We start from the raw sequence: 12627 nt of genomic DNA, 5'->3' as shown, positions 1-12627 counted from the left end.
GTAGAGGCAGCTACTCCTTGACCGCGCCAGCCGTCATCCCTGCGACGATATACTCCTCCAAGAAGGCGAACAAAATCAGGAGTGGGATAATACCGATGACAGACACAGTGAGCATCATCCGCCAGTCGGTCTGCAGCGCGCCGACCATCGAGAAGACCCCGCGCGGGATGTTGTACTTCGCACTGTCAGTGAGGAAGGTGAGCACGAACAGCAGCCGGTTCCACGCGTAGAGGAAGGTGTAGGTGACACTGGCGACCAGCGCCGGCTTCGTGAGCGGGAGAACGATCTTCGTGAGGATCTGCAGTTGGCTCGCGCCGTCGATTCGCGCAGATTCTTCGAGCGCGACGGGTATCGTCTTGAAATACCCGTACAGCATCCAGACGTTGAACGGTAGCGTGAACGCCGCTGCCGGGACGATTACAGCGAGATAGGTGTTGAACAGCCCCATCTGGGTGATAACGTCGAAGAGGCCGACGATCAACACGACCGGTGCGAACATCTGCACGACCAGCACGGAGAGGAGGAAGGTTCGCTTCCCGACGAAGTCGTTCCGGGCACACGAGTACGCGGCCGGTATCGCCAACAGAAGCGTCAACACCACCGTCCCAACCGAGATGATGAAGCTGTTCCCGACCCATAGCAGCACGTCGGTCTGTGTCCAGACCTGCAGATACGCCTGTATGCTGGGGTCGCTGGGGACCAGCGTCGCTGGCGCAGCGAATATCTCTGACTCCGGCTTGAGCGTGCTCGAGAACATCGCGTAGAACGGCAACATCATGAGCCCGAGCAGTCCGATCAGCACGCCATAGAGTCTGACTTTGCGGAGATTGCTCCGGTCGTGGCCTGCCATCGTCATAGCTCGTCACCCCCTCGCGTGTAGATGCGCAGGTAGATGATAGCGAAGACGAACAGGAACAGGAACCCGATGACACTGTAGGCGGCTCCGCGTCCGAGGTTCCCGTTCTGGAGGCCCACCTGGTAGATGTGGATGACGAGCGTCGCCGTCGAACTGATCGGGCCACCGCCGGTCATCGTCCAGATGACGTCGAAACTGACGAACGTCCATATCGTCGACAGAAGCGTGGCAATCAGGACGACGCTCTTCAGTTGTGGGAGCGTGATGTACCGGAACTGATGCCACTTCTCGGCACCGTCGATGGCGGCTGCCTCGTACAGTTCCTGGGGTATCGACTGCAGGCCCGCGAGGAAGATAATCGCCATGAACGGTGTCCCGATCCAGATGTCGGCCACGACGACGCCGAGCCACGCGATGCTCGGGTTTCCGAGGATACCGATTCCCTGCTCGATGATGCCGAGTTTCAGCAGGATCGCGTTGAGATAGCCGAACTGCGGGTGCTCTATCCACCGGAACACCACAGCGGAGATAGCGTATGGAATCCCCCACGGAATGAGAAACGCCGTACGGAAGAACTTCCGACCGCGGATGTCTCCTTTGAGGTGAACGGCTATCAGCAGTCCAAGCAGTGTCTTGCCCGCCACGCCAACGGCGACCCAGCGACCGGTCTGCCAGAGCAGGCGGTAGAAGATGTCGCTGTTGAATATCTCGACGTAGTGCTGGAGCCCGACGAACGTCTCGATGTTCGAGTCGGCGGGTGACTGGTACAGTGACAGCCGAAACGTCTCGATAATCGGATACCCGACGACGGCCAGCAGGAACACGGCCGCGGGAGCGATGAGAAGGTACGCCCGGCTGTTGCGCTGGACGTACGCCAATCCTCGTTCGAGACGTGAGTCGTCGGACGCCTCGGTGTATTCCTCTGCCAGGCTCATCCCTGTCTGTCACTCCATGGCATCTTCGAGATCACTCTGGGCATCGTTGAGCGCTTTCTGCGGTGACTTCCGGTCCGCCAGTGCCTCCTGAATGGCCTGGACCATCCGGTCGTTGAACTCGCTGAAGTTACTGAGCTTCGGCCGGGCACGAGCGTACTGCCCCGCCTCGACGAACGGTCCCCAGTTCTCCGAATCCGAGAAGTACGAGCGCTCACCGACGGCTTCGACGACGGGGAGGAACCCTTTCTGCTTCGAGTACTGGAACCGCCGCTCCTCGTCGAAGTAGAACCGGATCAGGTCCCGGGCGAGGTCCTTGTGCTCGCTCTGACTCAGGACGGCGAGCGTGTCGATAGTGAACAGGCTGTACCGGCCCTCAGGGCCACGCGGCACCTGCACGATGCCGTAGTCGAAGTCGACCTCACCGTTTTCCTTCGCGGCGGTGATGTTGAGTCCCGTGTAGACGTGCCCGATAACCATCCCGAGGTCACCGTTCTCGAACAGCTGCCGGATGTCCTGCCGAGTCGAGGAGAGCGGTGACGACTGTGTGACGTTGTGTTCGAGGTGGAGGTCGGTGTACAACGAGAGGGCCTCGACAGCGCCGCTGGAGTTCACGACCGGCAGTCCCTCGTCGTCGACGAGGTCCGCCCCGTGTGACCAGTGGTAGTGGTAGTACTGCGACCCGGTCTCGATTGCGTCGGCCCCTGCAAGCCCCAGTGCCGGCACGCTCGCATCGCTGTCACGGATCTGCGTTGCGGCATCCAGCATATCCTGCCACGAATCGAGCGACGGGTCTTCGGGGTCGAGCCCTGCCGTCTCGAAGACGTCTTTGTTGTAGTAGAGGCACTTGTTCGAGGCGGCCCACGGCACGCCGTAGTGGGAGCCGTTGTACATCGTTCCCTCGGCCACGCCGTCGTAGAACTGCTCGCCGAACTCCCCGTCCATCATGTCGTCGAGCGGTTCGAGCGCGTCCTTGCCCACGAGCTGTGGAATCCAGCGCGCCGGCCACCGGCTGACGTCGGGCGCTTCGCCGCCGTCGACACGGTTGTTCACAGTTTGACGCGCGTTGTCCCACGTCACGCTGGTGAACTCTACGTCGACGTCGTGCTCGTCCTCGAAGGCCGCGTTGTTCTCCTCGAAGAACTGCTTGATGTTGTCTCCGACGCCCATCGTGAGGAACTGCACGCTCTGCGTACTGCCGTCACCGCCGCTCCCACTGTCGCCGTCACCGCCGCTCTCACCGTTGCCGTCACCACCGCCCCCACCGTCGCCGCTACACCCGGCGATGGCGATGGTACCGCCTGCGCCGAGTGCTTGGAGAAGCTGTCGGCGGTCGATACTGTCCTCGACAGACCTGTCGTTGTTATCGGGCTGCATCATTAATGTCACCTACTTCCATGTACATAATTCTTTGTGTTGTGTGGCTCATTGGTCAGGAATTGCTCTCGTGAATCGCGGTCATGAGGGCCGCGAGTTCGTCGCCGATGACCGAGCGGATTCGTTCGCCTGTCTCGGCAGTCGCCTGCTTCGGCGTCCCGATGGCACCGGACGTGGAATACTCGTCGAAGGAACGATAGACGGCGACGTTGCCCCCGTCGAGCAGGTCCTGTCCACCCCATCTGTAGTGTTCGTCCATCGGTTCCCCGTCGCGGACCTCCGGGTCGCCCACGAGGTCCGGTCGGAGCGCAAGCATGAGGGACGTCTCGAACTCGCCGCCGTGGGCCATCCCTCCCGTCTCGGTCGTTCGGAGTTCCTCGATTCGATCCGACGCCAGGTGGAAGTACGTCGTTCCGAGTACCTCCGCATCGGTGTCGACGCCCACGGTACTCACGACGGCGTCGATGAGTGAACTGTTCCCGCCGTGGCCATTGACGAACAGCACCGCATCGAATCCGTTCTGGATGCCAGCGTGTGCGATATCTTCAAGTGTTGCTCGCAAGTGCGCGAACTCGAGTGACAGAGTCCCACCGAACGACAGATGGTGTGGCGAGAACCCGCTCCAGACCGGCGGCGTCACGACGACAGGCACGTCGTCCAGACGCTCGATAGCAGTGTCGACCATCGCCTCGACCAGGAGTGTGTCGGTGACGACCGGGAGATGGTTTCCGTGCTGTTCGACGCTTCCGACGGGAATAACGAGAACAGAGCCCGGCTGTTCGCCGACACCTCGGACCTGACTCGCCGTCATTCCAGCCCACTCGCTCTCTTTCCGACCGATAGTATCGTACAACATATTACGCTGATTCTGTCCGCTGTAGCTGGTTCAGTTCCACTCGCTCGCCATCGGGACCGAACAGATGCATATCCTCCGTATGAAATCCTAACGCGATTTCGTCGCCCCGTTCCGGTCGGTACTCGCTATCGACCCGGGCTACGACTTCTTTCGACCCGTCTGCTGTCTCCAGATAGAGGAAATTGTCCGAACCCATGGGTTCTACGACGTCCACGACCGTATCGATGTACGACCCGGCGTCCTCGGCGACGAAATCCTCCGGACGGACGCCCAGCGTGTACTCCCCGTCCGGAATATCGACGTTGAGCGTAAACTCCACACCTGCTGAGTGGACCGTCGTACGTCCACCGCTATTTGTCACGCTCACCTCGAAGAAGTTCATCGATGGTGACCCGATGAACCCCGCGACAAATTTGTTGTTGGGCTCGTCGTAGCAGCGCTCCGGCGGTGCGACCTGCTGGAGTTCACCCTGATTGAGAATCACGATCCGGTCCGCCATCGTCATCGCTTCCGTCTGATCGTGCGTGACGTAAATCGTCGTCACGTCCAGCTCTTCCTGAATCCGCTGGATCTCCGTGCGCATCTGTGTCCGAAGCTTGGCGTCGAGGTTCGACAGCGGTTCGTCCATCAGAAACACGTCCGGATCGCGGACGATAGCCCGCCCAAGCGCGACGCGCTGTTGCTGGCCACCCGAGAGTTGTTTCGGTAGGTCGTCCATGAGGTCCGAAATCTCCAGCAGTTCGGCAGCCTCGGCCACGCGTTGCTCGATCTGATCGTCGTACTCGCCGGACAGCCGCAGCCCGAAGGACATGTTATCGCGTACGGTCATGTGCGGGTACAGCGCGTAACTCTGGAACACCATCGCAATGTTCCGGTCCTGTGGACGCACGTCGTTGACTACGTCCCCGCCGATAGCAATCTCACCGTCGGTGACCGTTTCGAGCCCGGCAATCATCCGAAGTGTGGTCGACTTGCCACACCCGGACGGTCCGACAACGACGACAAACTCCCCGTCCTCGACGGTCAGAGAGAGGTCCTCAACTGCAAGGACGTTGTCGTCGTATACCTTGCTGACGTTTGATAGTGTAACTTCGCTCATACCGAGTAGAAGAAGCATCGCAATCATCATTAATAAATGTTGGTAGTACCGGCACAGTCGGGCGGACCGATCACATCGAAACCGGCAGCGCCCGCGGAGCAACGCCCGGTATGACTGCGTAGCCGGCGGTTCTGAACCGAGGCCAAAACGTCACACCCGTACGTACGACCTCATTCCGTGATACAGAAGTTGGAGCAGAGAACTACTACTTCGCGGAAAATGGGATATCAGAGCAGTTCCAACTCCTTTCAACGAGATTGAAAGCCACTTGTTGCGCTCGTGTTGAACAGACGAATGTCACAAAGCGACGCCAGAGGGACTGTAACTGCTGAATTCGGGACTGGATCTTACGCCCCACATGTTCGTGTGGTATGTTGTCACTCTTCGCGTGTGGCGAGGTCGAGGAAAATAACATCCGTACTCCTGTTAGAATCCCTAATATCAGTGCATCGTACCAGTTTCCAACGTGAGTGGAAACATTTTGCCTCTCGGCGGAATCTATTTCACCCTGCAAAAAAAATCCCATCTATGTCCTCGCAAAACAACAAAACGATCAGTGCAGTCGAGACAACGCTGGATATTCTCGCCGCGCTCGAAAAACGTGAACCGGTCGGTCTCTCCGACCTCGCGTCTCATCTGGATATCCCCACGAGCACTGTGTTTATTCATCTCAACACACTCGTCCAGCGTGACTACGTCGTCAAGGAATCCGGGCAGTATCGCCGGTCTTTCCGCTTTCTGGAGCTCGGGGGCAGCGTTCGGCAGAGACTAGACATCGGTCGACTGCTTCGCAATAAAGTTGAAGAACTCAGCAGAGAGACCGGTGAGATTGCTGGTGCCGGCATCGAGGAGAACGGCCAGCGGGTCATCCTCTACAGGAGTTCAGGTGGAAAGGCTGCGGGCGACGAAATCCCTATCGGGAATCACACCGAGATGCACTGGACATCGCTGGGCAAAGTTATTCTGGCGCATCTTCCGGTCGAAAAACGAAACGAAATTGTTGCCGACCATGGGCTTCCGAAAGGGACTGATAACACGCTGTCATCCCGGTCCGATCTCGAAGCGGCCCTCGAGCGAATCCGTGACCAGGGCTATGCGATAGACGACGAGGAGCACCTCAGGGGCGTTCGCGGTGTCGCCGTTCCGATATTCAACGACGAACAGGAGGTCATGGTCTCCCTCGGTATCACTGGACCCAGAGATAGATTCACCTCTAGATATATGGCAAATCTGTTAGAGATACTTCGATATACGAAAAACGAAATCGAAGTTCGAAGTCAGTACTACGAATACAGTACTATAGACGGATAGACGGGTGGCCGACGTTGAAAGACGTCGAACACCCGGAGTTGGACCCGGATGGCGTCGTCGCTCAGGTCGACGCCTGCGGGGTCTGCCGGAGCGACTGGCACGGCTGGATCGGTAACTGGGACTGGTTCGACTACAGTGCAGACCGCCGCCCGTATGGCTCCTGTTACTCTCGAACTGGGCGGGAAGTCGCCGCTCGTTGTCTTTCCCGATGTGGACGTAGAAACGGTAGTTGCCGCTGCCGCGGCATACGTCTACTACAGCACCAGTGAGATCTGTGACGCACTGTCGCGGGCCATCGTCCACGAAGACATCCACGACGAGTTCGTCGACCGACTGGTGCCCCGGGCTGGATCGTACACGCTCGGTAACCCCTCCTCGACTATGCCCGATGAAACACACTGTTCTGATGTGATAGCCAACCCTGGAGACGCAATACAAATACTGAATCACGTATCACCTCTTGTGAGTATAAACATATCTAGCACAGTTCTTCTGAATATGCTCCGAACGATTACTGGATTCAGACTAGTAGTTAATATAGCCGAAAAGATAGAACGAAAATTGGGAAATACCAGATCAGATCTCTATGCTTGTACCTATACTATAGGTGAGTGTCTATATACCCGATTGTTTTTCTGCTTCTGTTTGGGTGTCGTGCCGCAGGTTCCACGCTCGTGCTACGCCGCACTCGGCAACCACTCTGTTGTATCATCCACTTCAGGCCCCATGGTTTCAATACGCTCTGTGATCTCATTCGGAAACAGTGACGCTCAGTCGCCACCGCTCCTCACCAAGCAGTTTTTTCGGTGTTGTTCGGGAACTCCTCGCCAGACGTGCGCCACTCGAACTGACTGAGCTTCTCACTTCTATAGTAACAATTGAAACGATTCACACTGATCGCACTGCCGTCGTACGATCAGGTGTGCATTGATTTTCAATGGCTACTATAGCTCCGGTGCCAACTACGACAGTGCGATGACCGAACGCTCTTCCCCGCCAGAATGACACCTCAGGCTACTGATTCCGATATTTCGGATACCGCTGCCGAGACACCTGTTCGAACAGCCGACTCGACGTGGTGGCTCGTGGCGGGTGCGAGCCTGATCTCGATGGGATTGGCCGCATACGAGATCGTCCCCGCAAGCGTCACACCACTTATTCGAGACTCACTGCAGGTCGGGCCGACAGCCGCCGGCCTCCTCGTCGGGGTCATGTTCGGCACCGCTGTCGTCGTCAGCCTCCCTGCCGGGGCTGTGCTGGACCGGACTGATTCGAGGAGTGTGATAGCCCTTGCGGTGGGCATCTTAGTCATCGCAGGGATGTGGGGCTGGCAAGCCGGCCGCCGTGGCCAGTACGAGACAATCCTCGCATCTCGTGTACTGGGAGGCACTGCGTACGTCGTTGTCTGGAACGCCGGTATCGACATGGTGAGCCGGGCCGTCGACAGCTCCAACCGTGCGACAGCAGTCGGCATCTTCACTGCCAGTGGGCCGGTCGGCTTCGCACTCGGACAGGGAACGGGGCCGCTTATCGCCCAGCGGTTCGGCTGGCCGGCTGTCTTTCTGGCCTTCATTGGTCCTGTAATCGCGGGCCTGGCCGTCTTCTGGCCAGCGAGTCGCGGGCACGGCGGGAGCCGCGGCGATGCCCCGTCCCTGCAGGAATTCGGCGCAGTGCTCCGGAGCCCGAGCGTCTGGCTCGTTGGTATCCTCGGCTTCCTCGGCTACGCGCTATACCTGTTCGTAAATAGCTGGGGCTCGTCGTATCTCACGCAAGGCCTTGGCTTCTCTCTGGCTGTGAGCGGACTCGTCGTTGCCGTATTTCCCGCTGTTGGTGTCATATCTCGAATCAGTGGCGGGCTCATCTCGGATCGGGTCTTCGACGGAAGCCGGCGACCGGTCGTGTTGTGGTCGTTCGGACTCGCCGCTCCGCTTCTCCTCGGGTTTACGCAGTTCCGCTCGCTGGCACTGCTCGTTGCTGTCCTCCTGTTGATCGGATTTGCGGTCCAGTTGACGCTCGGCCTCTCGTTCACGTACGTTCGAGAGCTTGTCGATCCGCGCGTCGCCGCAACGGCGGTCGCGTTCCAGACCAGTATCGGCCTGGCAGGGGCGTTTATTGCACCGATCGCCGGTGGAGCCGTAGTAAACAGAGTCGGGTTCGAGCCGGCGTTTCTACTGGCTGGCGTGGTCGCCATCGCCGGTATCATCGTCGCCTGGCAGGCCCCAGAGCCGGGACGGCAGTAGGAAAGAGCCCGGTCGGTTCCGTGTCCCACGAACAGTTCTGAGACCGCACCCCCGGCGGATCGGCTCAACTGATTTGATGCTGGCCTGTGAATTGGAAACGAATGCCAGCTGAATCGTTCACACTCGCGGCCGCGCAGGTAGAGCCTGTCTACCACGACAAGGAGGGAACGCTAGACAAGACATGCCGGTACATCGAGCAGGCGGGTCGGGACGGTGCAGACATCGTCGTCTTCCCGGAGACGTACTTCCCGGGATACCCATACTGGCGAGGCAGCGTCTCTATCTCCAGATGGACTGACCTGATGGTGGACCTCCAGAAGAACAGTCTCCACGTCGACGACGAGGCTATCGAGGTACTCGGTGAGGCAGTCGCGGAGGCGGACCTCACGCTCGTGTTGGGCACGAACGAAATCAGTGACCGGCAGGGAAGTGAGACGCTCTACAATTCGCTGTTTTACTTCGACAGTACGGGGGAGCTGATGGGTCGACACCGGAAACTGATGCCGACCCACGAGGAGCGTGCCATCTGGGGGCGCGGCGACCCATCCAGCCTGGCCACGTACGAGACGGCTGTCGGACGGCTCGGCGGCCTCATCTGCTACGAGAACCATATGACGCTCTCGAAGGCAGCGCTGACCGCAATGGGCGAGGAGATACACGCCGCCGTCTGGCCCGGCTTCTGGGAACAACACGGTCATCCAGGGGACAAGACCCGAGCGGAGACGAGCGAGGCCGTGGATACCTGCGATATCTATCCTGCCATGCGGGAGTACGCCTTCGAAACCCAGTCGTTCGTCGCCGCGTGCTCGGCGTACATGAGCGACGCTGTTCCAGACGGCTTCTCTGAGGACGAACTCGGGTTCAACGTCGCCGCAGGCGGGAGTATGCTCATCAACCCGGCAGGGATCGTCAAAGCCGGTCCGCTGGTTGGTGAGGAGGGACTCCTGACTGCCGAGTTCCAGGACGACGAACGGCGGGCGACGAAGGCGTACTTCGATGCGATGGGTCACTACACCCGCTGGGACGCAGTGAGCCTGTCTATCAACGACGAAACGTTGGCACCCTCACAGCCGCGAGAACCCAGCGAAAATGCAGTCGCCGGAACCGGTTCACTCTCGGCAGCACAGGCACAAGCGGTCGCCGACGAGTACGACGTTCCTGTCGAGGCTGTCGAAGCGGTCGCCGATAAACTGACCGACTAACCACGATTAGTTATAGTAGCCATTGAAGATCAACACACACCTGATCGCCCGACGGCAGTGCGATCAGTGTGTAAATCGTTCCAATTGTTACTATAGGTAACTCTCAAATAAACCACACATGCTACGCGGCTGAGTTACTTATTGTAACTGTCCGGAATCAGCACGACGCCGTGGAAGTCGAAGAGGTCGGAAACAGCCGCCTCGATACGACCGAAGTTCGGTGGTAGCGCGACTGCCGGTAGATAGAAATCGGCGTTTGAGAACTCGCTATCCGCGGTGGATTGGTTTTGTGGTTCACTCATATCAATATAATATACTGGGTACAGCCTTCTAAGCTCATTGTAGGATAATTACGGGTGTTTATTACGGGAAATTATAAACAATTGTTAATACAGATTCCGATATAGACGTATGCTGGTCGCCGAATTAAATGGGTCCATGACATATAACTTCTGAGTTATTTCTCGGTGCTTCGTCGCTTAGACTGCATCCATAGACTCGTTCTCATTGGCGAAAACACAGTCTCACGAACACGATAGGAGCTATTTGGGACGGCAGTCAGCTTTTTATTTTTGCCTTCGTGTGTGCACCTGTGCATGTAAACATTGACGTGGAGACCCCGCGTACATACAGCAGTTCACAGATGATAGTGCTCCGTTGTCGAACTGGTATTCGTCTTTGACGCTTCGATTGTAATCTCCGTACCACAAAATGTCAATAACGACGAAAATACACATCGAACACGAACGCCTCGCTCTGGTTCCAACGTTACAGAACCTCGAAGACATAGCGATACGTGTCATCACACAGGGGAATACTGATCCGGGCTCCACCGTGTTTCCGTTCCTCATCGAGTATCGTGACAGAGACCGACTCGAAGAGATGCTCGATGCCGACCCGACAGTCCAGAGCTACGAACTCGTCGACTGGACCGACCAGACCGGCATATACTACATCGAACACACCCCCGAAACGAAACTCATCAGCTCTGTCGTCACGGATGTCAACGGATTTCTCGTCCATACCGAAACGAAGGGCAACGGATGGCTCGTCCGACTCCTCCTCCCCGACCGAGAGGCACTCAACACGATCTGGGAGTATGCCAACGAGAACGACATCTCGCTCGATATCATCGAAATCTACGGAAACACGGACACCGGCGGCGAGTCGTCGTACGGCTTGACCGATGAGCAGCGGACCGCACTGACAACCGCATACGAAAACGGTTATTTCGGAGAACCCAGGGATATCTCCTTGAACGAAGTCGCCGACGAAATCGGACTGTCCTCGACAGCGATGAGCGGCCGGCTCCGGCGGGGAATGCGGAACCTCATTGCGGCAACAATAATCGACAGAAAGGAGTGAGTCCACAGATCCGCCACTGGGAGCGCTCGGAAAGCGCTTCCAATCGTTTTACCGGTTTACACCAACTCTCGTGATATCGAACCGCATTTGAAACTGTATTCTGGTGTATGTACACAAAACCATCAAAAAGAGAGTCTTTGGGGCAGATAATGGACCTATCTAACCGTGGTGTTTACTCGGATCGCCCGCTCGAATCCTTTTGACGGTAGACCGGTCGCAATGCTGTCGCGTCTTTGTTGTATCCCAACCACACGCTCAACGCTGTTGCGGCGAAGACAAGATACACGGGGAACAGGAGAACGAGTGCGTATCCAGCTAACACCGGTGTCAGGACGTCTAACCAGTACAGCGTCGCGATCCCAGCGAGTCCACCGACCGCGCTCGCGATAATTCCCAGGCGAAACGCCTGAGCAGCGGCGGGACCGGGCGACAGGTGAATCGTATCCATACGGCATTTTATATGGCTGAACCCCATAAGTCGCGCGCGAGATACGCTATCAAGGTCCGGGCTAGCATTGGTGTAGCGACATCCCACTGATTCAGATCCAAACGGCAGGATTCCAGTTTCAGAATACGACTTGCTGTCACTTGAAACCGTGTCCCTAGCTCGGGCAGCGGAATTGATGCGTCGGTTTCGAGCGGTGGCCTCGCTCATCGGTGGGGCGGACTTATTACCAGCAGCCCGACAAAGGGGTACGTATGAAACTCTCGCTGATCGCCGCCGTCGCGGCTAACGGCGTGATCGGTGCCGGCGGCGACATTCCGTGGCAGTATCCCGAAGATCTGACACACTTCAAACAGACGACTATCGGTCATCCGGTGATTATGGGCCGGCGTACCTTTGAGAGCATCCGCCGTGATCTCGACGGCCCACTCCCGGAGCGATTGAACATTGTTCTGACTACGACGCCGCGTCACCTTCCTGACAGTGTCACGGCTGTCACCTCGACGACGGCGGCGTTGACCGAAGCGGCCAACAGCGGCGCATCTACGACGTACGTCATTGGCGGCGCTACTGCGTACGAGCAGTTTCTCCCACAGGCCGACGAACTAATCCTCACCGAACTAAGGGCAGCTTTCGACGGCGATACGGTCTTCCCGACGGTCGACTGGTCGCGCTGGTCCGAGACAGAACGAACGAACCACAACGACTTCGACATCGTCAAATACACCCGAGCCGGCAGTGACTCGGATTGATATCTGTCCGAACAGTCACACCAACCGCTCGGTCGTGTTCCGTGCCGGTCGTTTCGTACTACAGCTACCAGTTTCAGCCGAGTAACACGACACCGTATTCTGCTGAATATTCATGTACTGGGGCTGTTAAACAACGGTTCAGAGTATCATCAGTGCCCGCAAAGTCTCCCCCGCATATAAACCCCAGAAGCA

General features: G+C 57.9%; 13 protein-coding genes. 6 read left to right on the top strand and 7 right to left on the bottom strand.

Going from position 1 to position 12627, the window contains the following annotated elements; all coding sequences use genetic code 11:
• Window positions 1-10: 10 nt before the first annotated feature.
• The 5 genes from VI340_RS17045 to VI340_RS17025 are packed head-to-tail and all read right to left on the bottom strand — an operon-like array spanning window position 11 to window position 5120.
• Window positions 11-856 (bottom strand): carbohydrate ABC transporter permease, encoded by an 846-nt coding sequence (locus tag VI340_RS17045; RefSeq protein ID WP_008312256.1) that lies wholly within the window; start codon window positions 854-856, stop codon window positions 11-13.
• The gene (locus tag VI340_RS17040) at window positions 853-1791 is read right to left on the bottom strand and encodes a carbohydrate ABC transporter permease (RefSeq protein WP_008312258.1); all 939 of its coding nucleotides are present in this window, start codon (window positions 1789-1791) and stop codon (window positions 853-855) included. Before VI340_RS17040 ends, VI340_RS17045 begins: the two co-directional genes overlap by 4 nt.
• Window positions 1792-1800: 9 nt before the next feature.
• Window positions 1801-3165, bottom strand: coding sequence for an ABC transporter substrate-binding protein (locus VI340_RS17035; protein ID WP_336358823.1), 1365 nt, complete (start codon window positions 3163-3165; stop codon window positions 1801-1803).
• A gap of 55 nt (window positions 3166-3220) precedes the next feature.
• Complete coding sequence (locus VI340_RS17030) at window positions 3221-4021, bottom strand: creatininase family protein (RefSeq protein ID WP_008312263.1); 801 nt, start codon at window positions 4019-4021, stop codon at window positions 3221-3223.
• Between the two features lies 1 nt (window position 4022).
• On the bottom strand, window positions 4023-5120 hold the full coding sequence (locus VI340_RS17025) for a sn-glycerol-3-phosphate ABC transporter ATP-binding protein UgpC (RefSeq protein WP_049943056.1): 1098 nt from the start codon (window positions 5118-5120) through the stop codon (window positions 4023-4025).
• Between the two features lie 528 nt (window positions 5121-5648).
• Between VI340_RS17025 and VI340_RS17020 the strand changes: the two genes are divergently transcribed.
• The 4 genes from VI340_RS17020 (at window position 5649) to VI340_RS17005 (ending at window position 9873) form a co-directional block, all read left to right on the top strand.
• Entirely contained in the window at window positions 5649-6431 is a 783-nt protein-coding gene (locus VI340_RS17020; protein WP_008312267.1) for an IclR family transcriptional regulator, read from the top strand.
• A 153-nt stretch (window positions 6432-6584) separates the two neighbouring features.
• A complete protein-coding gene (locus VI340_RS17015; RefSeq protein WP_336330287.1) occupies window positions 6585-7286 on the top strand; it encodes an aldehyde dehydrogenase family protein in 702 nt (233 codons plus the stop codon).
• A gap of 146 nt (window positions 7287-7432) precedes the next feature.
• Window positions 7433-8671: an MFS transporter gene (locus tag VI340_RS17010; RefSeq protein WP_336358822.1), complete on the top strand. Its 1239-nt coding sequence runs from the start codon at window positions 7433-7435 to the stop codon at window positions 8669-8671.
• Between the two features lie 101 nt (window positions 8672-8772).
• A complete protein-coding gene (locus VI340_RS17005) occupies window positions 8773-9873 on the top strand; it encodes a carbon-nitrogen hydrolase family protein (RefSeq protein WP_008312037.1) in 1101 nt (366 codons plus the stop codon).
• Between the two features lie 134 nt (window positions 9874-10007).
• On the opposite strand, the gene VI340_RS17000 is transcribed toward VI340_RS17005, so the two are convergent.
• A complete protein-coding gene (locus VI340_RS17000; protein WP_008312034.1) occupies window positions 10008-10175 on the bottom strand; it encodes a hypothetical protein in 168 nt (55 codons plus the stop codon).
• Window positions 10176-10584: 409 nt separating this feature from the next.
• Here VI340_RS17000 and VI340_RS16995 point away from each other — a divergent pair, with 409 nt between their 5' ends.
• Window positions 10585-11238: a helix-turn-helix domain-containing protein gene (locus VI340_RS16995; RefSeq protein WP_014031192.1), complete on the top strand. Its 654-nt coding sequence runs from the start codon at window positions 10585-10587 to the stop codon at window positions 11236-11238.
• Between the two features lie 172 nt (window positions 11239-11410).
• On the opposite strand, the gene VI340_RS16990 is transcribed toward VI340_RS16995, so the two are convergent.
• The gene (locus tag VI340_RS16990) at window positions 11411-11686 is read right to left on the bottom strand and encodes a hypothetical protein (RefSeq protein WP_008312031.1); all 276 of its coding nucleotides are present in this window, start codon (window positions 11684-11686) and stop codon (window positions 11411-11413) included.
• Between the two features lie 251 nt (window positions 11687-11937).
• On the opposite strand from VI340_RS16990, the gene VI340_RS16985 reads away from it, so the two are divergent.
• Window positions 11938-12435: a dihydrofolate reductase gene (locus VI340_RS16985; protein ID WP_008312029.1), complete on the top strand. Its 498-nt coding sequence runs from the start codon at window positions 11938-11940 to the stop codon at window positions 12433-12435.
• The last annotated feature ends 192 nt before the right edge of the window (window positions 12436-12627 follow it).

Origin of the sequence: Haloarcula sp. CGMCC 1.6347, from assembly GCF_037078395.1 — an archaeon.
GTDB lineage: Archaea > Halobacteriota > Halobacteria > Halobacteriales > Haloarculaceae > Haloarcula > Haloarcula amylolytica.
Note: the sequence above shows the minus strand (reverse complement) of the source record. Positions and strands in the feature narration are given on the sequence as shown.

Bases quoted from the DNA above. Each gene is read 5' to 3' on its own strand.
- VI340_RS17020 (WP_008312267.1), top strand. From the start codon at position 5,649: ATGTCCTCGCAAAACAACAAAACGATCAGTGCAGTCGAGACAACGCTG.
- VI340_RS17000 (WP_008312034.1), bottom strand. From the start codon at position 10,175: ATGAGTGAACCACAAAACCAATCCACCGCGGATAGCGAGTTCTCAAAC.
- VI340_RS16985 (WP_008312029.1), top strand. From the start codon at position 11,938: ATGAAACTCTCGCTGATCGCCGCCGTCGCGGCTAACGGCGTGATCGGT.
- VI340_RS17035 (WP_336358823.1), bottom strand. From the start codon at position 3,165: ATGCAGCCCGATAACAACGACAGGTCTGTCGAGGACAGTATCGACCGC.
- VI340_RS17030 (WP_008312263.1), bottom strand. From the start codon at position 4,021: ATGTTGTACGATACTATCGGTCGGAAAGAGAGCGAGTGGGCTGGAATG.
- VI340_RS17005 (WP_008312037.1), top strand. From the start codon at position 8,773: ATGCCAGCTGAATCGTTCACACTCGCGGCCGCGCAGGTAGAGCCTGTC.
- VI340_RS17040 (WP_008312258.1), bottom strand. From the start codon at position 1,791: ATGAGCCTGGCAGAGGAATACACCGAGGCGTCCGACGACTCACGTCTC.
- VI340_RS16990 (WP_008312031.1), bottom strand. From the start codon at position 11,686: ATGGATACGATTCACCTGTCGCCCGGTCCCGCCGCTGCTCAGGCGTTT.
- VI340_RS17015 (WP_336330287.1), top strand. From the start codon at position 6,585: ATGGCTCCTGTTACTCTCGAACTGGGCGGGAAGTCGCCGCTCGTTGTC.
- VI340_RS16995 (WP_014031192.1), top strand. From the start codon at position 10,585: ATGTCAATAACGACGAAAATACACATCGAACACGAACGCCTCGCTCTG.
- VI340_RS17025 (WP_049943056.1), bottom strand. From the start codon at position 5,120: ATGAGCGAAGTTACACTATCAAACGTCAGCAAGGTATACGACGACAAC.
- VI340_RS17010 (WP_336358822.1), top strand. From the start codon at position 7,433: ATGACACCTCAGGCTACTGATTCCGATATTTCGGATACCGCTGCCGAG.
- VI340_RS17045 (WP_008312256.1), bottom strand. From the start codon at position 856: ATGACGATGGCAGGCCACGACCGGAGCAATCTCCGCAAAGTCAGACTC.